The following is a 21130-nucleotide window of genomic DNA, read 5'->3' on the forward strand; positions in this document are numbered from 1 at the left end:
CTGGAGACACCCCATGAAATTCATCCACCAGCGTGAGCACCTCAACGAGGGAGACATTGTCGTCATCGAATGCTCGCAGACCTGCAATATTCGCCTGATGAGCGATGCGAACTTTCGCAGCTTCAAAAATGGCGGCCGCCACACCTACCACGGCGGCGCATTTGATAAATTCCCGGCCAAGATCACCGCGCCCAGCACCGGGTTCTGGAACATCACCCTGGATGTGGTGACCCGTCGCGCCATCAGCGTGACCCGCAAGCCTGCGTTGTCCCACAAGATTCGTATCGTTCGTCGTACCAGCAGCAAGCTGAGCTGACCCGAACACCTGACAGGAAAAAAGCTGTGACCACCACAACCAAATACGTCATCAAGTACAAGCTCAACGGCGAACGCCGCTTTGAATTTGCCCAGTTGCAAAACAACAGCATCGAAGAAGCCAAGCAAGCCTTGGCAAAAATTCATGATGCCAGCGACGAAATCACCGACATCAACGTGAGCAAGGCGCTGTAAGCCATGCCTGGCCCTACCGCCGATTTGTTTGCCGACGAGGCCCTGCAACAGCCTGCCGGGCGCGAGCAAATTGGCGAAGAATCCTACGTACTGAGGGGCTATGCCCTGCCCTGGATCGAGCGGTTATTGCCTGAACTGCGGCGTGTCCTGGCTCAATCACCGTTTCGGCAGATGGTCACCCCCGGCGGCTTTACCATGTCGGCGGCGCTGAGCAGTTGCGGCGAGCTGGGCTGGACCACCGACGCCCATGGCTATCGCTACAGCCCACTCGACCCGCGCAGCCAGCAACCTTGGCCCGTCATGCCCGACACATTGCGCCAACTGGCGGTGGCTGCGGCTAACGAGGCCGGCTTTGGCGGTTTTCAACCCGATGCCTGCTTGATCAACCGTTACGTGCCAGGGGCAAAAATGTCCCTGCATCAGGATAAGAACGAGCGCAGCTACAGCGCGCCCGTGGTCTCGGTGTCCCTGGGGCTGCCGGGGATTTTCCTGTTCGGTGGCCATGCGCGCAGCGACAAAACCCAAAAGGTCTCGCTGTTTCATGGTGATGTGGTGGTGTGGGGCGGCGTTGATCGCCTGCGCTTTCATGGCGTGATGCCGATCAAGGACGGCGTGCATCCGGTCATGGGCCCGCAGCGCATCAACCTGACCTTTCGCACCGCCGGCTAATTTGACCGCAAGCTTCGGAGTGTCGATTGCGAGCGGCAGGCTTAATCTGCTCCTGAACCGTCAAGAGTGCAGGCCATGAACAACGAACACGATCCGCGCTGGGCTGCCATTATGGCCCGTGATGCCAAGGCCGACGCCTTGTTTGTCTACGCCGTGAAAACCACCGGCGTGTATTGCCGCCCCAGCAGCGCTTCGCGTTTGCCGCGCCCGGAGAATGTCGAGTTTTTCGACACGCCGGCGCAGGCCGAAGCCGCCGGTTATCGTCCCAGTAAACGCGCTGCCGGCGACCAGACCCAGTTGGCCGCTCACCATGGGCAATTGGTGGCCGAGGCCTGCCGGCAAATCGAACAGGCCGAAACCCCGCCTAACCTAAACATGCTCGCCCGATGCGCCGGGCTGAGTCCCTTTCACTTCCACCGCGTATTCAAAGCCAACACCGGGTTGACCCCCAGGGGTTACGCCAGCGCCCTGCGTTCACGCAGAGTGCGCGACGGCCTCAAGGGCCAGCATTCGGTGACAGATACCCTGTACGACGCGGGCTTTAATTCCAATAGCCGCTTTTATGAAGCCGCCGACCAAGTGCTCGGCATGAAACCGCGAGATTACAAAAGCGGCGGCGCCAATAACACCATCCGCTTTGCCGTTGGCCAGTGCTCGCTGGGGGCGATTCTGGTGGCGCAAAGCCAACGTGGCGTGTGTGCGATTTTATTGGGTGATGATCCGGACAAACTGGTGCGCGACCTGCAAGACCAGTTTCCCAAGGCTGAGTTGATCGGCGCGGATCAGGGTTTCGAACAACTGGTGGCCCACGTCGTCGGCTTTGTCGAGGCCCCTGCCGTGGGCCTGGATTTGCCCTTGGACCTGCGCGGCACGGCCTTTCAGGAGCGGGTGTGGCAGGCGTTGCGTGAAATCCCTGCGGGCAGCACCGCCAGCTATGCGCAGATCGCCGAGCGTATCGGTGCCCCCTCCTCCTTTCGCGCCGTGGCCCAGGCTTGCGGTGCCAACCACTTGGCGGTGGCGATTCCCTGTCATCGCGTGGTGCGCAGCAATGGCGAGCTGTCGGGCTACCGCTGGGGCGTAGAGCGCAAGCGCCAGTTACTTGAGCGCGAAACCCAGCTCCACAAAACGCCGCTTCCGTCCAGTGAATAAAACAGACTGGCCGGGTGCTGATTGCCCTGCTAAAACAGCGAAAAGCCCTACTAACGCTGGAGAAGTACCCCATGAGCACCTGGCCAGACACCCGCATCCTTGACCTGTTGGGCATTGAGGTGCCGATCATCCAGGCGCCGATGGCTGGCGCGACGACCACCGCCATGGTCATCGCCGCCCAGCAAGCCGGAGCCCTGGGCTCGATGCCTGCGGCGGCGCTGAGCCTGGAGCAACTACGCGATGCCTTGGCACTCATTCGCCAGGCCAGTCATGCGCCGCTGAACGTCAACTTCTTCTGCCATCAACCGCCCGATGTCGATGAAGCGCGGGACCAGGCTTGGAAGGCCTTGCTGCAACCTTACTACCATGAGCTGGGCGCCGACTTCGATGCGCCAACCCCGGTGTCCAACCGCGCGCCGTTCAATGACGCAGCCTGCCAGGTGGTGGAAGCGTTTCGGCCAGAAGTGGTGAGCTTTCATTTTGGCCTGCCAGAGAAGTCTTTGCTGGACCGGGTAAAAGCCACCGGTGCCAAGCTGCTGTCATCGGCCACCACTGTCGAGGAAGCCGTGTGGCTGGAACAGCACGGCTGCGACGCGATTATCGCCATGGGCATCGAAGCTGGCGGGCATCGTGGCCTGTTTCTCAGCGATGACCTCAACAGCCAGATCGGCTTGATGGCGCTGCTGCCACAGATCGTCGACGCGGTCAGCGTGCCGGTGATTGCTGCGGGCGGAATCGGCGATGCGCGTGGCATCGTCGCCGCCTTTGCACTCGGCGCTTCGGCCGTGCAGGTCGGCACGGCCTACCTGTTCACTCCCGAAGCCACTGTGAGCGCTTCCCATCACCACGCGCTGCGCCATGCCCAGGCTAGCGAAACCGCGCTGACCAACCTGTTTACCGGCCGCCCGGCGCGGGGCATCGTCAACAGGGTGATGCGTGAACTCGGCGCAATCAACCCAGCGGCGCCGGCGTTCCCCAAAGCCGGAGGCGCATTAATGCCGCTCAAGGCCAGGGATGAAGCCGGTTTCAGCAACCTGTGGGCAGGCCAGGCCCTGAGGCTCGGCAAAGACCAGTCCACCTATGACCTGACCCGCGAATTGGCCGAGCACGCGCTAGCCAGATTCACCCGCGACTGACCTGCGCAGCAACTTGGTGCTGTACCGGCAATAGCCTACCGCTATATATTCCCATACATAGCGGTAAGCCTTTTTACCTACAACCTGCCGTACACCTTCAAGGAGTTGCTTCATGATGACCCGCGTTTCGCGCCTGGCCCCCCTGCTTGCCGCCTTTGCCTTGGGTACGGCCCATGCCGATGAAGTGCAGGTGGCCGTGGCCGCCAACTTCACCGCCCCGATCCAGGCGATTGCCGCCGACTTCGAGAAAGACACCGGCCATAAACTGGTCGCGGCTTACGGTGCCACCGGGCAGTTCTACACCCAGATCAAGAACGGCGCGCCATTTGAGGTGTTCCTCAGCGCCGATGACACCACCCCGCAAAAACTCGAAAGCGAAGGCGCTACGGTCAAGGGTTCACGCTTCACCTACGCGGTCGGCACCCTGGCGCTGTGGTCGGCCAAAGAGGGCTATGTGGACGCCAAGGGCGAGGTGCTGAAAAAAAATGAGTTCAAGCATTTGTCCATCGCCAATCCCAAGGCTGCACCCTACGGCTTAGCCGCCACCCAGGTGCTGGCCAGAGAAGGCTTGACTGACAAGGTCAAGGACAAGCTCGTCGAGGGCCAGAACATCACCCAGGCTTATCAGTTTGTGTCCACCGGCAACGCCGAGCTGGGTTTTGTGGCCTTGTCGCAGATCTACAAGGACGGCAAAGTCACCAGCGGTTCGGCGTGGGTTGTTCCGGCCTCCCTGCATGACCCGATCAAACAGGACGCCGTAATCCTCAATAAGGGCAAGGACAGCGCCGCCGCCAAGGCTCTGGTTGACTACCTCAAAGGCCCGAAAGCGGCTGCCGTTATCAAATCCTACGGTTACGAGCTGTAAATGCCCCTGACGAATGCTGATTTTTCTGCGATCTGGTTGACCCTCAAACTGGCCTCACTGACCACCCTGATCCTGTTGATCATCGGCACACCGATCGCCCTGTGGCTGTCGCGCACCCGTTCCAAGTGGCGTGGCCCCATCGGCGCAGTGGTCGCACTGCCGTTGGTGTTGCCGCCAACGGTCATCGGCTTTTACTTGCTGTTGGCCATGGGGCCCAACGGATACGTCGGCCAGTTCACCCAGTGGCTGGGCCTGGGCACACTCACCTTCAGTTTCGCCGGGCTGGTGATTGGCTCGGTGATCTACTCCATGCCCTTCGTGGTGCAGCCGTTGCAGAATGCGTTTTCTAGCATCGGCACGCGCCCGCTGGAAGTGGCCGCAACCTTGCGCGCCAACCCGTGGGACACGTTTTTCACGGTGATCCTGCCGCTGGCACGCCCTGGGTTTATCACCGCCTCGATCCTGGGCTTTGCCCATACCGTCGGTGAGTTCGGCGTGGTGCTGATGATCGGCGGCAATATCCCGGACAAGACCCGTGTCGTCTCGGTGCAAATCTACGACCACGTCGAAGCCATGGAATATGCCCAGGCCCATTGGCTGGCAGGCGCCATGGTGGTGTTCGCCTTCCTCGTGTTGCTGGCGCTCTATTCCAGCCGTAAAACCAAGATCGGCTGGAGCTGACCGCGATGATGGATATACGCCTGCACCTGAAGTATTGCGCCTTCACACTGGATGTTGAACTGCAATTACCCGGCCGTGGCGTGAGCGCGCTGTACGGGCATTCTGGCTCCGGCAAGACCACGTGCCTGCGCTGCATCGCCGGACTGGAACGCGCCGAACACGGTTTTGTACAGATCAACGACGAGGTCTGGCAAGACAGCCGCAAAGGGCTGTTTGTACCGCCGCATAAACGCGCCCTGGGCTATGTGTTCCAGGAGGCGAGCCTGTTTGCGCACCTGTCGGTTCGCGCCAATCTGGAGTTCGGCCTCAAACGTATTCCGCGCCCGCAACGCCGCGTTGACATGGCCCAGGCCACCGAACTGTTGGGCATCGGGCACTTGCTTGAGCGTCATCCGCAACACTTGTCCGGCGGCGAGCGCCAGCGCATCGGCATCGCCCGCGCCTTGCTCACCAGCCCCAAGTTGTTGTTGATGGATGAACCGCTGGCGGCCCTGGACAGCCAGCGCAAAAGCGAGATATTGCATTACCTGGAACGCCTGCACGACGAGCTGGATATCCCGGTGCTGTACGTCAGCCATGCCCAGGATGAAGTAGCACGACTGGCCGACCATATTGTCTTGCTCAGCGACGGCAAGGCCCTGGCCAGCGGCCCGATCGGCGAGACCCTGGCGCGCCTCGATCTGCCCCTGGCGCTGGGCGACGATGCCGGCGTGGTGATCGCCGGCAGCGTCGTTGCCTACGACGCGCACTATCAGTTGCTCACTCTGCAGTTGCCCGATTGCCCGTTGCAGATGCGCGTGGCCCATGTCCCGCTGGCGGTGGGCAACCCGCTGCGGGTCAAGGTCCAGGCACGGGATGTAAGCCTGAGTCTGCAGGCCCAGGAACACAGCAGCATCCTCAACCGCTTGCCGGTGACCGTCACCCAGACTATTGGCGCGGACAACAGCGCCCACGTGCTGGTGCGCCTCGACGCCGGCGGCACGCCCTTGCTGGCACGCATCACGCGCTTCTCACACGACCAGTTGCAACTGCATCCGGGCCAGACACTGTGGGCGCAAATCAAGGCGGTGGCGGTGCTGGCTTAACCATTTGGCACGACCGCAGGGTGCTGCGGTCAATCAGACATACCGGCCTGATTTGTTGCCAAGGAACCCGCCCCATGCCTGACTCTTCGCTACCCGCCGACCTGCCCCGCGACCTGCATTATGTGGATGACACCCAGCCCGGCATCCGCCGTAAAAAAGTGCGAGGCAAGTTCCAGTATCTGAACGCCAAGGGCGAGCGCATTACCGACGCGGACGAAATAAAACGCCTGAACGCCTTGGCGGTGCCGCCCGCCTACACCGACGTGTGGATCTGTGCCGACCCTCGCGGCCACCTGCAAGCCACCGGCCGCGACGCCCGTGGCCGCAAGCAATATCGTTACCACCCACGCTGGCGCGAGGTGCGCGACAGCGACAAGTACTCGCGCTTGCAGGCGTTTGGCGCCGCGTTGCCCAAATTGCGCAAACAGCTCGAAGCTCAAATCGCCGAGCCGGGGTTTACCCGCGAAAAGGTGTTGGCCACGGTGGTGATGTTGCTGGACGCCACGCTGATCCGCGTCGGCAATACCCAATATGCCCGTGAAAACAAATCCTACGGGCTGACCACCTTGCGCAACCGCCATGTGGACATCAAGGGCAGCGAGATCCAGTTCCAGTTTCGTGGCAAGAGTGGCGTGGAGCACCAAGTCAGCGTCAAGGATCGGCGCCTGGCCCGGGTGGTCAAGCGTTGCATGGAATTGCCAGGGCAAAACCTGTTCCAGTACCTCGACGAAGACGGTGAGCGGCATACCGTCAGCTCCCAGGACGTCAACGACTACCTGCACAGCCTGACCGGCGAAGACTTTACCGCCAAGGACTACCGCACCTGGGCTGGTACAGCAATGGCGCTGGCAGTGTTGCGCGAGTTGGCGTGGCAGCCCGAATCCGACGCCAAGCGGCATGTGGTGGCGATGGTCAAGGATGTCGCCCGGCAGTTGGGCAATACGCCGGCGGTGTGCCGCAAGTGCTATATCCACCCGGCGGTGCTCGAGCATTTCAGCCTCGGCGAATTGTCGAAGTTGCCCAAGCCGCGGGTGCGCAAAGGCTTGAAAGCCGAAGAAGTCGCGCTGGCGATGTTCCTGGAAAAACTGGCCGAAGACTTGCCGCACAAAGTTAAGGTGGGTTAGGCTCTGCCTCCCTTCTGACTCACGGGATGACCGCCGACGTGAACATCTAAGCCTTCCAAAATGTATCTGCAACGAGCCGCCTGGCGCGCTTGTTGGCCTGTTCGACATTTTTTTGGAGGTGCTGATGACTGACGTCAAACGGCTGCCCGCACTTGTTTCCCTGCAACACCTGTCTTTCCAGTTCGCCAATGGCGAAACCTTGCTGGCCGACGTGAACCTGTCCATTGATCAAACGCCTACCGGTATCGTCGGGCGCAATGGACGGGGCAAAAGTATCCTGGCCAAGTTGATGGCCGGCGTGCTGCTGCCCTCCTCCGGCACGTTGAAAAAACCGGCCCATGTTGCCTATGTGCCCCAGGCCATCACGGCTCAACCAGGGCAAACCATCGCCGATATCACCGCAACTGCCGCAGCCTTGGCTGCCCTTGCACGTATGGCCCAGGGCGATGCACGCCTCGGTGACCTGGAACTGATCGACGATCGCTGGGACCTCGCCGAGCGCCTGCGCCAGGCACTGGATGCAGCGGGTTTGCAGACCCTCAGTGCCAGTACCCCGGCCGATCAACTCAGCGGTGGCCAACTCGCCAGGGTCGCGCTGATCGGGGCGTTGTTGGCTGCGCCGCAGTTGCTGATTCTGGATGAGCCCAGTAACCACCTTGATGCTGCCGGGCGCGATTGGCTGTTGCGTGTGTTGCGCGATTGGCGCGGTGGCCTGGTGGTGGTCAGCCATGATCGACAGTTGCTCAACGTCATGGGCCGCATCATAGAGCTTTCGCCCCTTGGCATTCAGGTCTACGGCGGCAACTACGACGCCTATCGCCAGCAACGCGATACTCACCAGCAGGCCGCGATTGCTGCGTGGGAACAGGCGCGTCTGGCCCGCAGCCGTGAGCGTCGGCGTCTGCAAAAAGACCACGACGACCTGCAGCGCCATGCCGCACGCGCACGTAAACAGGCCGAGACCGCCAACGTCGACCGTTTTACCAAGGCGCGCTGGAAAAGCGCAGCAAAGGAGATCGTCAGCAGCGTGCGTAGCGCCCATCATGCGTGCAAAAACCAACTCGACGCCCAGGTGCGCCAGGCTTACGAGCGCGTGGCGGATGAGACGCCCACACTGCTCGCATTATCAGGCTCGACCGTCCCCAATGGCCGCCAGGTACTGGTGCTGGAGCAGGCGCAATTGCCCTGGCTTGATCCTCTGGCGCCCGTCAGCTACCTGACGCTCAACCTGACAGGTCCGGCTCGCGTTGCCGTGCGTGGGCCGAACGGTTGCGGCAAATCGACCTTGCTCAAACTGCTGGCCGGCCACTGGCAGGCGGTCAGTGGCGAGTGCAGCGTAGCGGTGCCCAGTGCGTACATTGATCAGCACCTGGCGCTGCTGGACGACCGGCGCAGCCTTGTCGAGCAACTCAACCTGCTCGACACGCCGCTAGCCGAAGCCGAACTGCGCACACGTCTGGCGTTGTTGCAGTTGGACGCGCTGCGGGTTACGCAGCCGGCAGGGCAACTCAGCGGCGGCGAGCGCTTGAAAGCCGCGATGGCCGTAGCCTTGTGGCGTGATACACCGGCGCAATTGCTGTTGTTGGATGAACCCACCAATCACCTGGACCTGGAGTCAGTGCTTGCGTTTGAGCAGGCATTAAAGGGGTTTACCGGCGCACTGCTGGCCGTATCACACGACGAGGCATTCTTGCAGGCGATCGAGCCGACTCACCATCTGACTTGGCACGCCACCGGCTGGCAACTGGAGCGTGTCTGAGGTCATTGCGCGGACAGGCAAAGCGCCCTACGGTAGTGGCCGGATAATCTCACCGAGGAAACCAGCCCCATGCTGCCTTCGTCCCGCAAGCCTTACACCAATGCCACACTCGCCCGTCGTCAGCGCTGGCGAGGGCGCGTGGGCTTGATGCTGGTGGCCTGCCTGTCGGTGCTGGCGGGCATGACCGATGCGATCGGTTTTATGGCCAGCGGCGATTTCGTCTCGTTCATGAGTGGTAACACCACGCGCCTGGCGGTGGCCATCAGTGCGGGCGACCTGGGGCTCACCGGGCGCCTGGTATTGCTGGTCACCACCTTCGTGGTCGGCAATGCCTTGGGCGTGCTGGTCAGCCGTTTCAGCAAGCGCCATGCGTTGCCCTTATTACTGTGCATCGGCGCCTTGCTCTGCGCTGCGGCGTTGTGGCCATCGACCGACACCTTGCCCGCGTTGCTCGCGGCGATCATTGCCATGGGCATGCTCAACGCGGCCGTCGAGGAAGTGAACGGGCTGCCGGTGGGGCTGACCTACGTCACCGGAGCGCTGTCACGCTTTGGTCGCGGGCTGGGCCGTTGGCTATTGGGCGAGCGCCGCAATGGCTGGCGCGTGCAATTGATTCCGTGGGGCGGGATGTTCATTGGCGCTGTGATCGGTGCACTGCTGGAACAGCAGATGGGCCTGCGCGCATTGTGGGTCAGTGGTGCGTTGGCTGCGGCCTTGGGGGTGGCGACACTGTTGATTCCGCGACGCTGGCACTTGGGTTTCATGCCCCGGTGAGGTTGGGGTGGAGGAGCTCGTTCGACGTTTAAGCCTCGACATCCGTGTACCGGTAAAGAGCCATCACGTCGAACGAGCAAGTGAATCATAGGCCAATGCCCAGCGGCTGTCCCGCCAGGCATTTCGGAATATGGCTAAGGCAACCGACTTACAGACAAGTGGCCAGTGCTGCCAGGCGACGTTTGGCCGGCATATTGTCCTGTGCTGCATAGTAGTTGACCGTAGAACCCGCGCCGGTGCTGAGTACATCGACAAAGTAATCGCCACCGGTGGTATACACCGTAAAACCACCCGCCTCGGTCGCTTCCTTGAAGCCGCCAGCATCGACGCCGAACACGCTTTCATCCTGCCAGCCGAACTGGATGCACTGGGCAACGACCAGAGTGGCCTTGTCCGATGCCAAGGTCTTGTAGGGGCTGCCTGCGCGCGCTTCTTTCATTTTCGAACCGGCGCAACCGGTCAGTACCGCCAGTATCAATGCGCCCATTACCACTTTGTGCATGCCATTGCTTCCTTGGAAAAACCGTGACTCTACCACTGTGCGTCTGCCAACTGACGCGCCCATGAACTTTGTTTCACTGTGAAGGGCAAACACGCCGCCTATAGTGGCCAGGCTCATTTTTTAGAAGTCTCCCTTCTGCCCGCCACCCCGCGGGCTTTTTTTTGCCTGGGTATCAAAACCACCAACGGAACAGATAGAACAGCGCCATGCTCAATAGCACGGTGGTCAACACGCTGCGCGTCCAGTACATCAACGCCACGGCGCAGATGCCGGCCAGCAGGTAAGGGTTGCTCGGGCTCAGGTTGAGCCGATGGTCAGCCAGGAAAATAATCGGCCCGCAGATCGCGGTGAGCATGCCCGGCACGGCGAAGCCCAGAAATTCACGCGCGCCGCGATTGAGCCGTACCGGCAAGCGTGGCTCGATAAACAGGTAACGGTTGAAGAACACCACCAGGCCCATGGCCACAATCATCAGGTAAATCATCGTTGCCCCACTCCCAGCCGCTTGCAGGCAAACCCCGCGCTCATCCCCAGCACGCCCGAGACAACCACCGCAGATTCCCAGTGCAGATAACTCAGCCAGACCGAGCACAACAGCGCGACCGCCACGCATACCACCGTGGGCACGTCGCGCACCACGGGGGTGATCAAGGCGATAAAGGTCGCGGCAATCGAGAACTCCAGCCCCAATTGATCAAGGCCGGGAATGCTTTTGCCCAGCACAATGCCGGCGAGGGTGAAGAGGTTCCAGATCAGGTAAAACGTCAGGCCGACGCCCAAGGCGTACCAGCGATTGAAGGTCTCGCGGTCGTAGTGGTTGACCAGGGCAAAGAATTCATCGGTCAACAAGAACCCCAGGCTCATGCGCCAACGGGTATTGAGCGAAGACAGCGTAGGACGCATGTGCATGCCATAGAGCAGATGCTGGGATGTGAGCAGCAAGGTGGTCAGCACGATGGAAATCAGGCTGGCACCGCTCTTGACCATGCCGATGGCCACCAGTTGTGCGGCACCGGCAAACACAATGGCAGACAAGCCTTGGGCTTGCAGCGGGGTAAATTGCGCGTCGATGGCCATGGAGCCGGCCAGCAACCCCCAGGGCGCACAAGCCAGGGATAAGGGAATGACGGCGATGGCGCCGCAGGTGAAGGCGTAATGAGGTAATGCAGTGGGCATGGAAGCGGCTCATCGACAGACAGTCGACAAGCATGCCAGCACGAACGGAAGGCTGTCTTGAACGATCTTGCTCAGGCGAGCTTTACCGAAACCTGCTCCACCGAATCCCGGGCTTCGCGCAATTCATACGCATCCTGGTTCAGCCGGTGGATGGTATTGAGCAGGCGCTGGCGCAGCACTTCATCGCCGAGTTTTTCCACGGCGCGCATCAGGTCAAAGGCCGCGGTTTCGTTATTTTCCGCGACGGAATCCAGGGTCTTGCGCAGGTTGCGGGTGGCTCGGGTCACGCGGGGTCTTCCTTCATCAGCAATGGGCAGGCACGTTAGGACATTTGTGTTTCATTTTAATTTCAAACAGTTGTGGCGCTTTTAAAGGGTTTTGATCCATATCAATTGAAACAAGATTTGATCTATATATATGGAAATACGTATATTCGAATATCTCTACTTGAAAAGCCCTTGACCATGTCAGACCTCTTCTCTCCTCCCACCCTGTTCAAGTGCCTGGCCGATGCCACCCGTGCACGGGTGACCTTACTGATCCTGCGCGAGGGCGAACTTTGCGTGTGTGAGTTGATCCATGCCTTGGACGACAGCCAGCCAAAAATCTCCCGCCATCTCGCGCAATTGCGCAGTTGCGGGCTACTGGTGGACCGACGTCAAGGGCAATGGATCTACTACCGCATCAATCCGGCACTGCCCGCCTGGGTCACCCAGGTGCTGGACACCACCCTACAAGCCAACCAGCCATGGTTGCAGGACGACGCAATGCGTCTGAATGCAATGGGCGACAGACCACAACGGGCCAGCACCTGCTGCTGAGCCATCGGAGCGTTTATTCATGCTTGTCGCAATTGCGATTTTCCTCGTCACCATCGTGCTGGTCATCTGGCAACCCAAGGGCCTGGGCGTAGGCTGGAGTGCTACCCTGGGCGCGATCCTCGCGCTGGGCTGCGGGGTGATCAGCCTGGCGGACATCCCGGCGGTGTGGCAGATCATCTGGAACGCCACCGGCACCTTCGTCGCGCTGATCATCATCAGCCTGTTGCTGGACGAAGCCGGCTTCTTCGCCTGGACGGCGCTGCATGTGGCGCGCTGGGGCCGTGGCCGCGGCCGGCGGTTGTTTGCCTATATGGTGTTGCTGGGTGCGCTGGTATCTGCGCTGTTTGCCAACGACGGTGCGGCGTTGATCCTGACGCCTATCGTGATGTCGATGCTGCTGGCCTTGCGCTTTTCCCCGGCGGCGACCCTGGCCTTCGTCATGGGCGCAGGGTTTATCGCCGACACGGCGAGCCTGCCGCTGGTGGTGTCGAACCTGGTGAATATCGTCTCGGCGGACTATTTCAAGATTGGCTTCAACGAATACGCCGCGGTGATGGTGCCGGTGAACCTGGTCAGTGTCGCCGCCACGCTCGCGGTGCTGCTGTGGTTTTTCCGCCGGGATATTCCGCAGACCTACAACCCGTCCGACCTGGAAGATCCCGCCAGTGCCATCCATGACCGTGCGACCTTTCGTGCCGGCTGGTGGGTACTCGGTATTTTGCTGGTCGGCTGTTTCGCCCTGGAACCGTTGGGCATTCCCATCAGTGCGATCTCGGCGTTCTGTGCGGTGCTGCTGCTGGTGATTGCTGCCAAAGGTCATCAGATTTCAACGCGCAAAGTCCTCAAGGAAGCCCCGTGGCAGATCGTGATTTTTTCCCTGGGCATGTACCTGGTGGTCTATGGCCTGCGTAACGCCGGCCTGACCGACTACCTGGCCACCTGGCTCGACACCTTCGCCACCTATGGTGTGTGGGGCGCGGCCATGGGCACCGGGGTGCTGACCGCGCTGCTCTCATCAGCCATGAATAACCTGCCAACCGTGCTGATTGGCGCGCTGTCCATCGAGTCCAGCCATGCCGTGGGCGTGGTCAAGGACGCGATGATCTACGCCAATGTGATCGGCAGCGACCTGGGCCCGAAAATCACCCCCATCGGCAGCCTGGCCACCTTGTTGTGGTTGCATATCCTGGCACGCAAAGGCATCACCATCACCTGGGGTTACTACTTCAAGGTCGGGATCGTGCTGACCCTGCCCGTGCTGCTGATCACCCTCGCCGCCCTCGCGTTGCGCCTGAGCATCTAAAGGAGACTGCAATGAAAGTGCTGTTCATGTGTACCGCCAACAGCTGTCGCAGCATCTTGTCCGAAGCGATGTTCAATCACCTGGCGCCGGAGGGATTCGAGGCGATCAGCTCGGGCAGTTTTCCCAAGGGCCAGGTGTTGCCCCGTAGCCTGAGCACGCTGGAGGCAGCGGGCATCAGCATCGAAGGTTTGTACAGCAAGGGCAATGACGCCTTTCAAGACAGTCCGCCTGATGTGGTCATCACCGTGTGCGATAAAGCAGCCGGTGAAGCGTGCCCCGTATATTTCGGCCCAGCGGTGAAGACGCATTGGGGCTTGGAGGACCCTTCCGAAGTGCAGGGTGACGAGGCGCAAGTAGAGGCAGCATTCAAGGCCACCCTCGACATTATCTCCGCACGCTGCGAGGCGTTTTTTGCGCTGCCCTTTGCACGTCTATCGCCGGATGAATTGAAGGCTGAACTCCACCGCATTGCCTCAACGCCGCAGACTTTGTAGGAGCAAGCCCGCTCCCACAGGGATCTGTGCCGGGCGCTGATTCTGTGGCCAATACACGGCCAGTGTGGGAGCTGGCTTGCCTGCGATAGCGGTGGTTCAGTTGAAGATTCAGTGGCTGACACGCAGCCATCGCGAGCGTTCCTGCAGAGGGCGTGGTATCCCTCTCTCGGACTGACGTATGCTCTGGCACTTTCTCGAAAGGAACTGAGCATGCTGTCGATCTTTGTCTATGCGCTGGTATTCGGTTTTGTATTTTGCCTTTCCCCCGGCGCCGTGCTGGCAGAGACACTGCGCCGCGGCTTGCTCCATGGCTTCACGCCGGCGTTGCTGGTGCAGTTCGGCTCACTGGTGGGCGACGCCGTCTGGGCCGTGATTGGCCTCACCGGTATCGCACTGCTGATCCAGCATGATGCAGTGCGGGTTCCACTTACAATCGTCTGCGCGCTGTACCTGGCCTGGCTGGGCATTCGCAGCCTGATTGATGCCTGGCAGTTACCGGCAATGGACAATGCCCCTGCCAGCTCAGGCAAAAATGCGTTGGCGGTGGGCGCGGCGATTTCCTTGGCTAATCCGAAAAACATCGTCTACTGGGGCGCCTTGGGCAGCGCACTGTCGGGGATTGTCGGCACCACCCCCAGTCACGGACAGACCCTGATGTTTTTTGCCGGCTTCATGCTGGCGTCGGTACTCTCGTGTTTTCTTACCGCCGCCTTGGTGAACCTGCTACGCAAGAACGCATCACCGACTTGGCAGCGTGTGAGTTATGCGGCCTGCGGTTTAGTATTGATCTATCTGGCACTCCTCGCCGCGCAAGGTGTATGAAGTTATTCAAGCCACAACTTACGCGCGCCTCTTGTCTGAACAAACTCTGAACACGGGCTAATTTAATTAATCATGCGTTGACATTCTGTGACGCCCTGAGTAGATTGCCCGTGCCCGCAACTGGGGCCTTTTTTAAACCTCACAAAAGAAGCCAATGGACACAGTATCTAGTCGCTGTCCGAGCACCGCCTTTGCGGGCATCGGACGCCAAACCCAGAATATGACAGGACTCGCGTTCCAGGTCCGGTAAGCTGCGCTAGAGCTTGATGCTCCACCGTAACTGCCTCACCGGTCGCCCGTCCGGTCCCGAGGTGTGTTATGACCTTCCAACTCCTTGTTTTGCCTGATACGCGCACACTGGTCGCAGCCCTGCGCGCCAAGCTGTGCCGAGCGCAGGCGGGCTTTTCGCCAACCCGCTCGACCTTTGTCACACCCTCCCCTCAAGTGCGCCCAGCCCCGCCGCTGGCGCACTGGCGTATCTGCCCTGAAAGCGGCCACCTGGTGCAGCACTGGGATCATGCCGACCCTCAAGACCCGCAGAGACCCCAGGTTTCCTGCCTGGCGCAAGCGCGCTTGATGCTCGGTCTCTACCTGAGCACTCGCGCCGCCTGACCTGGCTGGAAACAGCAACTTTCTTATTGATGACCCTGGAGTTCTTTATGAACACGTCCAGTGTAGCCTGCTGCACGCTAGTTAACTAACATGCTGTTAGCAGGCCCTCATAAGTTATGTGAATACTTTATTTAAACCGATCGCGAAGTCCGCGGCTCGGCATGCTTTCGCTCGCCTGTCTGCAGGTAAGTAGTGGGTATGTTTTGTCGAGAATTGGCGACAGGAGTACAGACAATGAGCGCCGTAAAAAACACGCCTCTGCACAAGAAAAATGGCACCGCCCCCGACACCAGGCTGTCGATGCGTGCCGCCCGCGAAGCCCACAATGGCCTGGCGGCCACCCTCGCCAATGTACGCGCCACCCAGGACGGCCTGACCGAACTGGACGCCTCGGCGCGCCTGCAACGTGAAGGCTATAACGAAGTGGCCCATGACAAGCCGCCACACGCTATCGTCCAGTTCCTGCAGGCACTGAACAACCCCTTCATCTACGTGCTGTTGACCCTGGGCGGTATCAGCTTTGTCACCGACTACTGGTTGCCACTTCAGGCAGGTGAAGAAGTCGACCTGACCAAAGTCATCATCATCATGACCATGGTGTTGCTCAGCAGCCTGTTGCGTTTCTGGCAGGAACATCGCTCGGCCAAATCCGCCGAGGCCCTCAAGGCCATGGTACGCACCACTGCCACCGTGCTGCGCCGCGAGCAAGTTGGCGCCCAGCCGGTCTTGCGCGAAGTGCCGATGCGCGACCTGGTGGCCGGCGACATCGTGCAGCTGTCAGCCGGCGACATGATCCCCGCCGATATCCGCCTGATCGAGTCCCGCGACCTGTTTATCAGCCAGGCCGTGCTGACCGGTGAAGCCTTGCCGGTGGAGAAGTACGACACCCTGGGCGATGTCACGCAAAAGTCCGCCTCTACGCTGGCCGCCGACCAGGGCAACCTGCTGGACCTGCCGAACATCTGCTTCATGGGCACCAACGTGGTCAGCGGCCGCGCCAAAGCGGTGGTGGTGGCAACGGGGCCGCGCACTTACTTTGGCTCCCTGGCCAAGGCGATTGTCGGCTCGCGGGTGCAAACCGCCTTCGACCGGGGCGTGAACAGTGTCAGCTGGCTGCTGATCCGCTTCATGCTGGTGATGGTACCCATCGTGTTTTTCCTCAATGGCTTCTCCAAGGGCGATTGGGGCGATGCCTTCCTGTTTGCCCTGGCGGTAGCCGTCGGCCTTACCCCGGAAATGCTGCCGATGATCGTCAGCGCCAACCTGGCCAAGGGGGCTACGGCCATGGCCAAGCGCAAAGTGGTGGTCAAGCGCCTCAATGCGATCCAGAACTTCGGCTCGATGGATGTGCTGTGCACTGACAAGACCGGCACCCTCACCCAGGACAAGATCATCCTCGAGCATCACGTCAATGCCTTTGGCCAGCGCGATGACGCCGTGCTGTCCCTGGCCTGGCTCAACAGCTTTCACCAGAGCGGCATGAAAAACCTGATGGACCAGGCGGTGGTGCAGTTCTCGGAACAGAACCCCAAGTTTCAGGTGCCGTTTGCCTACAGCAAGGTCGATGAATTGCCGTTCGACTTTGTCCGTCGTCGCCTGTCGATCGTGGTCAAGGATGCCGCCGGTGACCAGTTGCTGGTATGCAAGGGCGCGGTGGAAGAGATGCTGAGCATTTCTACCCATGTCATGGAAGCCGGCGAAGCCTTGCCCCTGGATGACCGCCGTCGTGAGGCGCTACTGGCGCTCGCCAATGATTACAACGAAGACGGTTTCCGCGTGCTGGTGGTAGCGACCCGCAATATTCCTAAAGCGCTGGCACGCCAGCAGTACACCACCAGCGACGAACGCAACCTGGTGATCCAGGGCTTCCTGACGTTCCTGGACCCACCGAAGGAAACCGCAGGCCCGGCCATTGCGGCGCTGCAACAGATTGGCGTGGCGATCAAGGTGTTGACCGGCGACAACGCCGTGGTCACCAGCAAGATCTGCCGCCAGGTTGGCCTGGAACCCGGCCAGCCGCTGCTGGGCATGGAAATCGAAGCCATGGACGACGCCACCCTGCTGCGCCGCGTAGAAGAGCGCACGGTATTCGCCAAGCTCACGCCGCTGCAAAAATCCCGCGTGCTCAAGGCCCTGCAAGCTAACGGGCACACCGTCGGGTTTCTCGGTGACGGTATCAACGATGCACCGGCGCTGCGGGATGCCGATGTGGGTATTTCGGTGGACAGCGGCACGGATATCGCCAAGGAATCGGCCGACATCATCCTGCTGGAAAAGAGCCTGATGGTGCTGGAAGAAGGCGTGCTCAAGGGCCGCGAAACCTTCGGCAATATCATGAAGTACCTGAACATGACCGCCAGCTCCAACTTCGGCAACGTGTTTTCGGTGCTGGTGGCCAGTGCGTTCATTCCGTTCATGCCGATGCTGGCGATCCACCTGCTGCTGCAGAACCTGATGTACGACATCTCCCAACTGGCCCTGCCGTGGGACAAGATGGACAAGGAATACCTGGCCAAGCCGCGCAAGTGGGATGCGAAAAACATCGGCCGCTTCATGATCTGGATCGGGCCGACCTCGTCAATCTTCGACATCACCACCTTTGCGCTGATGTGGTACGTGTTCTCGGCCAACAGTGTGGAAATGCAGACGCTGTTCCAGTCCGGCTGGTTTATCGAGGGGCTGCTTTCGCAAACCCTGGTGGTGCATATGCTGCGCACCCGCAAGATCCCGTTCTTCCAGAGCACGGCCGCCTGGCCGGTGTTGATGATGACCTGCATCGTGATCGCCCTGGGCATCTACGTACCGTTCTCGCCACTGGGCACCCTGGTGGGCCTGCAACCGCTGCCGATGGCCTACTTCCCTTGGCTGGTAGGCACCTTGCTGGCTTACTGCTGCGTCGCCCAACTTATGAAGACGATCTACATCCGCCGCTTCAAGCAGTGGTACTGACCCTCCCCGCCGTTCAAACGCTGGCGGCCGCCCGGTCGCCAGCGTGCAATACAAGGATTTGCTTATGCGCGTGTTGATCTGTGCAGGTCGTCATTACGCCGACACCAAAAAGTCCCGCCATGTGCTGGACGCTTACCACCGCCTGCGCCCGGTGCAGGTACTGATCCACGGCGGCAACCAGTTCCTGGGCAGTGAGATCGAGGAATGGGCGCGGGAAATCGGTATCGACGTGGTGCGTTATCCACCCAATTGGCAGCGCCATGGCAAACAGGCGGAACGCCAGCGCAATCACTTCATGCTGGCCGACAGCCGCCCCGATCTGATCATTGCCCTGCCGGGCGGTGACGATACCTCGGAGCTGGTTTGCCAGGCCAAAGCCAGCGGCATTTCGGTGCTGACCGTAGAAAGCTGAACTCAAGCGAGGTGCATCATGCACAAAAAACACACGCCGGCACGCCGCGACGGGTTTGCCAAATATCGCGCTCGCCACTCTCGCCACACCCTGCTGTTACTGCCGCCAGCAAAGCGCCGTGCATTGCAGCGCAATCTGATCTTTATCGGCGTGACCCTGGGCCTTGTCCTGGTGGCCGCGTTGATGTCAAAAGCGCAAGCCGCAGGCGGCGCTTATGTGGTTGACGACGGCACGATCAACGCGCCGGGTGAATGCAATGTCGACGCCTGGTACAGCGCCCAGCGGCACGCGGGCAGTACCCATAACGGCACCTTGTCGCCCGCCTGCACGTTCAGCGCCATGCCAGCCGTGCAATGGGGCGCCGCGTTGTCACGGGCCGTGGATGCAGGCAAAGGCGAGACGCAGATCAGCCCGCAAGCCAAGGTGCAGGTGCTGTCACGGCAAGACTTGGGCTTGGAACTGGCGGTTGCTGTCGGGGCGCATGTCGCGCTGGACCGCCATCACGGGTTTGACGGCGCAGACCTGAACATCCCCCTGACCTGGCAACCTCTGGATCCCTTGCGCCTGAACCTGAACGCCGGCTGGAGCCACGCCTACAACGACGGTGATCAACAACATCGCCTGACCTGGGGCACGGGGTTCGAATATCAGTTGGCAGAGAAGCTCACGCTGATTGGCGAGCGTTATGGCCAGGAAGGCGGCGAACAGGCCTGGCAGGCCGGGCCGCGTTTGCACATTGGTGAATTTGTTGACGTGGACCTGCTGGTCGGGCGCAGCCTGATTGGCGATCGCGCCCAGTGGCTGACCACTGGGGCGACGCTGAGGTTCTAGGCTTTGGCCTGTTGCTCCAGATGCAGCTGCAATTGCGGATCGATTTGCAACTGACCGGCCAGGTCGTCGAGGTAATTGCGCTCGGCGTCCTGCTGATCATTGACCAGCATCACGCTCGCCAGGTAAATCTCCGCAGCGAGTGCGGGGTCATTGGCATACTCGGCAAAATCGGCGGCATCCAGGGGCTTGGCGACTTCGGCGTCGAGCCACTGCTGCAATTGTGGGTCGTCGGTATGACGGCCGATCTCGGCAGAAATCATCTGCTGCTCTTGCGCATCGATTTTGCCATCGGCCTTGGCCGCCGCGATCAACGCACGCAGTACGCCGTGGCTATGGGCTTCGGCTTCAGGCCCTTCAAGCTGGTCAACGGTCTGGATAGCTTGCTGCGGTGCCGAAGCCTGTTGGCGTTGCCAGGCCTGGTATGCCTCGAAGGCCGCCATCCCCAGGGAAGCCAGCGCCGCGTAGTTCATCCCACCGCCGCTACGCGCCTGGGTAGTACCACCTGCAGGAGCACCGCCCAACAAGCCACCCAGGCCACCCAGGCCACCGAGTAAACCACCCAAACCGCCGCCAGCCGAAGATGCATTGCCGGTGCCGGCGCCCTTCAACAGCCCACCTAGCAACCCGCCCAGGCCGCCGCCCGACGCGTCGCCGCCTTGCTGTCCTGCCCGCAACAGTTGTTCCAGTAGATCGCTGGTATTCATGGTGTCGCCCTCCCGGGGCGCAATAGTGGCTTTGATCAAACATAGTCCTCCCGCGATGGAACACCATGACCGTCGGGCGGGCAAGCTTTATGATGGCGCCATCACGCCAAGAAGGGAGAACCGCGGTGAACCGCATCGAGCACATTGCGCTGATGGCCACCTATAACCAATGGATGAACCGCAAGGTCTATGACGCCGCCGCCACCCTGACGCACGCGCAGTTGACCCTGGACCGCCAAGCGTTTTTCGGTTCGATCTTCGGCACCTTGAACCACCTGATGCTGGGTGACACCGTCTGGCTCAAGCGCTTCGCCGAACACCCGGCCAACTTTGTGGCCTTGGCGCCGCTGAACGGGGTTGCCACGCCCGGCGACCTCAAGCAACTGGCATTCGCCAGCCTTGCAGAACTGGCGGCCCATCGCGCCTGGCTGGATCAACTCATCATCGATTGGGCCCACAGCCTGCACGAGCCCCACCTCGACCAACGCCTGCGCTATCACAACATGCGCGGCGTGGCCGCCGAGAAACCCTTCTTCGGTTTGCTGGTGCACTTTTTCAACCACCAGACTCACCACCGCGGCCAGGTGACGACACTGCTGAGCCAGGCGGGTGTGGACGTGGGGGTCACCGACTTGCTGGCACTGATTGACTGAAGGCCGACACGGTCAATGTGGGAGCTGGCTTGCCTGCGATGGCGGTGTAACAGGTTCAATGCCTGTGACTGACACATCGCTATCGCAGGCAAGCCAGCT

25 protein-coding genes are annotated in these 21130 nt (G+C 60.8%); 20 read left to right on the top strand and 5 right to left on the bottom strand.

Translation table 11 applies throughout. From position 1 onward, the window contains the following. Positions 1-13 precede the first annotated feature (13 nt). The 11 genes from CLM72_RS14355 to CLM72_RS14400 all read left to right on the top strand — a co-directional run bounded on the left by CLM72_RS14355 (position 14) and on the right by CLM72_RS14400 (position 9752). Positions 14-316, top strand: a complete 303-nt coding sequence (locus tag CLM72_RS14355) for a DUF1883 domain-containing protein (protein ID WP_003191319.1) — start codon at positions 14-16, stop codon at positions 314-316. A gap of 26 nt (positions 317-342) precedes the next feature. After that, positions 343-510 (top strand): hypothetical protein, encoded by a 168-nt coding sequence (locus CLM72_RS28975; RefSeq protein ID WP_087149541.1) that lies wholly within the window; start codon positions 343-345, stop codon positions 508-510. A gap of 3 nt (positions 511-513) precedes the next feature. Then, the gene (gene alkB / locus CLM72_RS14360) at positions 514-1179 is read left to right on the top strand and encodes a DNA oxidative demethylase AlkB (protein WP_105226901.1); all 666 of its coding nucleotides are present in this window, start codon (positions 514-516) and stop codon (positions 1177-1179) included. A 75-nt stretch (positions 1180-1254) separates the two neighbouring features. Further along, the gene (ada, locus tag CLM72_RS14365) at positions 1255-2328 is read left to right on the top strand and encodes a bifunctional DNA-binding transcriptional regulator/O6-methylguanine-DNA methyltransferase Ada (RefSeq protein WP_105226902.1); all 1074 of its coding nucleotides are present in this window, start codon (positions 1255-1257) and stop codon (positions 2326-2328) included. A gap of 71 nt (positions 2329-2399) precedes the next feature. Further along, complete coding sequence (locus tag CLM72_RS14370) at positions 2400-3464, top strand: nitronate monooxygenase family protein (protein WP_105226903.1); 1065 nt, start codon at positions 2400-2402, stop codon at positions 3462-3464. A 112-nt stretch (positions 3465-3576) separates the two neighbouring features. Beyond that, positions 3577-4329 (top strand): molybdate ABC transporter substrate-binding protein, encoded by a 753-nt coding sequence (gene modA / locus CLM72_RS14375; protein ID WP_105226904.1) that lies wholly within the window; start codon positions 3577-3579, stop codon positions 4327-4329. Next, the gene (gene modB, locus CLM72_RS14380; RefSeq protein WP_105226905.1) at positions 4330-5010 is read left to right on the top strand and encodes a molybdate ABC transporter permease subunit; all 681 of its coding nucleotides are present in this window, start codon (positions 4330-4332) and stop codon (positions 5008-5010) included. 5 nt (positions 5011-5015) lie between these two features. Beyond that, entirely contained in the window at positions 5016-6095 is a 1080-nt protein-coding gene (gene modC / locus CLM72_RS14385) for a molybdenum ABC transporter ATP-binding protein (RefSeq protein WP_105226906.1), read from the top strand. A 74-nt stretch (positions 6096-6169) separates the two neighbouring features. Then, positions 6170-7219, top strand: coding sequence for a DNA topoisomerase IB (locus tag CLM72_RS14390; protein WP_054919082.1), 1050 nt, complete (start codon positions 6170-6172; stop codon positions 7217-7219). Positions 7220-7343: 124 nt separating this feature from the next. Next, a complete protein-coding gene (locus CLM72_RS14395; RefSeq protein ID WP_105226907.1) occupies positions 7344-8978 on the top strand; it encodes an ABC-F family ATP-binding cassette domain-containing protein in 1635 nt (544 codons plus the stop codon). A gap of 69 nt (positions 8979-9047) precedes the next feature. Continuing rightward, a complete protein-coding gene (locus CLM72_RS14400; protein WP_057975835.1) occupies positions 9048-9752 on the top strand; it encodes a YoaK family protein in 705 nt (234 codons plus the stop codon). A 148-nt stretch (positions 9753-9900) separates the two neighbouring features. Here CLM72_RS14400 and CLM72_RS14405 read toward each other — a convergent pair whose 3' ends face one another. The 4 genes from CLM72_RS14405 to CLM72_RS14420 form a co-directional block, all read right to left on the bottom strand. Then, positions 9901-10254 carry a hypothetical protein gene (locus CLM72_RS14405; RefSeq protein WP_003191336.1) on the bottom strand — a complete coding sequence of 118 codons (354 nt, stop codon included), beginning with the start codon at positions 10252-10254 and terminating at the stop codon, positions 9901-9903. A 172-nt stretch (positions 10255-10426) separates the two neighbouring features. Continuing rightward, the gene (locus CLM72_RS14410) at positions 10427-10738 is read right to left on the bottom strand and encodes an AzlD domain-containing protein (RefSeq protein WP_014718527.1); all 312 of its coding nucleotides are present in this window, start codon (positions 10736-10738) and stop codon (positions 10427-10429) included. Further along, positions 10735-11430 (bottom strand): AzlC family ABC transporter permease, encoded by a 696-nt coding sequence (locus CLM72_RS14415; protein WP_105226908.1) that lies wholly within the window; start codon positions 11428-11430, stop codon positions 10735-10737. The genes CLM72_RS14410 and CLM72_RS14415 overlap by 4 nt, the downstream gene beginning before the upstream one ends. Before the next feature lie 71 nt (positions 11431-11501). After that, the gene (locus CLM72_RS14420; protein ID WP_003191339.1) at positions 11502-11717 is read right to left on the bottom strand and encodes a hypothetical protein; all 216 of its coding nucleotides are present in this window, start codon (positions 11715-11717) and stop codon (positions 11502-11504) included. A gap of 177 nt (positions 11718-11894) precedes the next feature. On the opposite strand from CLM72_RS14420, the gene CLM72_RS14425 reads away from it, so the two are divergent. The 8 genes from CLM72_RS14425 to CLM72_RS14460 all read left to right on the top strand — a co-directional run bounded on the left by CLM72_RS14425 (position 11895) and on the right by CLM72_RS14460 (position 19674). Continuing rightward, a complete protein-coding gene (locus tag CLM72_RS14425) occupies positions 11895-12251 on the top strand; it encodes a metalloregulator ArsR/SmtB family transcription factor (protein ID WP_105226909.1) in 357 nt (118 codons plus the stop codon). A 19-nt stretch (positions 12252-12270) separates the two neighbouring features. Continuing rightward, positions 12271-13554 carry an arsenic transporter gene (locus CLM72_RS14430; RefSeq protein ID WP_105226910.1) on the top strand — a complete coding sequence of 428 codons (1284 nt, stop codon included), beginning with the start codon at positions 12271-12273 and terminating at the stop codon, positions 13552-13554. Positions 13555-13565: 11 nt separating this feature from the next. Next, complete coding sequence (locus CLM72_RS14435; RefSeq protein WP_105226911.1) at positions 13566-14048, top strand: arsenate reductase ArsC; 483 nt, start codon at positions 13566-13568, stop codon at positions 14046-14048. 210 nt (positions 14049-14258) lie between these two features. Continuing rightward, a complete protein-coding gene (locus CLM72_RS14440; RefSeq protein WP_054897296.1) occupies positions 14259-14870 on the top strand; it encodes a LysE family transporter in 612 nt (203 codons plus the stop codon). A 318-nt stretch (positions 14871-15188) separates the two neighbouring features. Further along, positions 15189-15482 (top strand): hypothetical protein, encoded by a 294-nt coding sequence (locus CLM72_RS14445; protein ID WP_105226912.1) that lies wholly within the window; start codon positions 15189-15191, stop codon positions 15480-15482. 234 nt (positions 15483-15716) lie between these two features. Then, positions 15717-18431, top strand: a complete 2715-nt coding sequence (gene mgtA, locus CLM72_RS14450) for a magnesium-translocating P-type ATPase (RefSeq protein WP_105226913.1) — start codon at positions 15717-15719, stop codon at positions 18429-18431. Between the two features lie 64 nt (positions 18432-18495). Then, complete coding sequence (locus CLM72_RS14455; RefSeq protein WP_003191350.1) at positions 18496-18843, top strand: DUF2493 domain-containing protein; 348 nt, start codon at positions 18496-18498, stop codon at positions 18841-18843. Positions 18844-18861: 18 nt separating this feature from the next. Then, entirely contained in the window at positions 18862-19674 is an 813-nt protein-coding gene (locus tag CLM72_RS14460) for a hypothetical protein (RefSeq protein ID WP_105226914.1), read from the top strand. On the opposite strand, the gene CLM72_RS14465 is transcribed toward CLM72_RS14460, so the two are convergent. After that, positions 19671-20378 (bottom strand): tellurite resistance TerB family protein, encoded by a 708-nt coding sequence (locus CLM72_RS14465; RefSeq protein WP_105226915.1) that lies wholly within the window; start codon positions 20376-20378, stop codon positions 19671-19673. The genes CLM72_RS14460 and CLM72_RS14465 overlap by 4 nt on opposite strands. Before the next feature lie 125 nt (positions 20379-20503). Between CLM72_RS14465 and CLM72_RS14470 the strand changes: the two genes are divergently transcribed. Next, positions 20504-21031 carry a DinB family protein gene (locus tag CLM72_RS14470; RefSeq protein ID WP_105226916.1) on the top strand — a complete coding sequence of 176 codons (528 nt, stop codon included), beginning with the start codon at positions 20504-20506 and terminating at the stop codon, positions 21029-21031. Positions 21032-21130 lie beyond the last annotated feature (99 nt).

Source organism: Pseudomonas sp. MYb193 (genome assembly GCF_002966775.1).
Classification (GTDB): domain Bacteria; phylum Pseudomonadota; class Gammaproteobacteria; order Pseudomonadales; family Pseudomonadaceae; genus Aquipseudomonas; species Aquipseudomonas paracarnis.

Coding starts and splice junctions, on each gene's coding strand:
- CLM72_RS14355 (WP_003191319.1), top strand. CDS start 14: ATGAAATTCATCCACCAGCGTGAGCACCTCAACGAGGGAGACATTGTC.
- alkB (WP_105226901.1), top strand. CDS start 514: ATGCCTGGCCCTACCGCCGATTTGTTTGCCGACGAGGCCCTGCAACAG.
- ada (WP_105226902.1), top strand. CDS start 1,255: ATGAACAACGAACACGATCCGCGCTGGGCTGCCATTATGGCCCGTGAT.
- CLM72_RS14370 (WP_105226903.1), top strand. CDS start 2,400: ATGAGCACCTGGCCAGACACCCGCATCCTTGACCTGTTGGGCATTGAG.
- modA (WP_105226904.1), top strand. CDS start 3,577: ATGATGACCCGCGTTTCGCGCCTGGCCCCCCTGCTTGCCGCCTTTGCC.
- modB (WP_105226905.1), top strand. CDS start 4,330: ATGCCCCTGACGAATGCTGATTTTTCTGCGATCTGGTTGACCCTCAAA.
- modC (WP_105226906.1), top strand. CDS start 5,016: ATGATGGATATACGCCTGCACCTGAAGTATTGCGCCTTCACACTGGAT.
- CLM72_RS14390 (WP_054919082.1), top strand. CDS start 6,170: ATGCCTGACTCTTCGCTACCCGCCGACCTGCCCCGCGACCTGCATTAT.
- CLM72_RS14395 (WP_105226907.1), top strand. CDS start 7,344: ATGACTGACGTCAAACGGCTGCCCGCACTTGTTTCCCTGCAACACCTG.
- CLM72_RS14400 (WP_057975835.1), top strand. CDS start 9,048: ATGCTGCCTTCGTCCCGCAAGCCTTACACCAATGCCACACTCGCCCGT.
- CLM72_RS14405 (WP_003191336.1), bottom strand. CDS start 10,254: ATGCACAAAGTGGTAATGGGCGCATTGATACTGGCGGTACTGACCGGT.
- CLM72_RS14410 (WP_014718527.1), bottom strand. CDS start 10,738: ATGATTTACCTGATGATTGTGGCCATGGGCCTGGTGGTGTTCTTCAAC.
- CLM72_RS14415 (WP_105226908.1), bottom strand. CDS start 11,430: ATGCCCACTGCATTACCTCATTACGCCTTCACCTGCGGCGCCATCGCC.
- CLM72_RS14425 (WP_105226909.1), top strand. CDS start 11,895: ATGTCAGACCTCTTCTCTCCTCCCACCCTGTTCAAGTGCCTGGCCGAT.
- CLM72_RS14430 (WP_105226910.1), top strand. CDS start 12,271: ATGCTTGTCGCAATTGCGATTTTCCTCGTCACCATCGTGCTGGTCATC.
- CLM72_RS14435 (WP_105226911.1), top strand. CDS start 13,566: ATGAAAGTGCTGTTCATGTGTACCGCCAACAGCTGTCGCAGCATCTTG.
- CLM72_RS14440 (WP_054897296.1), top strand. CDS start 14,259: ATGCTGTCGATCTTTGTCTATGCGCTGGTATTCGGTTTTGTATTTTGC.
- CLM72_RS14445 (WP_105226912.1), top strand. CDS start 15,189: ATGACCTTCCAACTCCTTGTTTTGCCTGATACGCGCACACTGGTCGCA.
- mgtA (WP_105226913.1), top strand. CDS start 15,717: ATGAGCGCCGTAAAAAACACGCCTCTGCACAAGAAAAATGGCACCGCC.
- CLM72_RS14455 (WP_003191350.1), top strand. CDS start 18,496: ATGCGCGTGTTGATCTGTGCAGGTCGTCATTACGCCGACACCAAAAAG.
- CLM72_RS14460 (WP_105226914.1), top strand. CDS start 18,862: ATGCACAAAAAACACACGCCGGCACGCCGCGACGGGTTTGCCAAATAT.
- CLM72_RS14465 (WP_105226915.1), bottom strand. CDS start 20,378: ATGAATACCAGCGATCTACTGGAACAACTGTTGCGGGCAGGACAGCAA.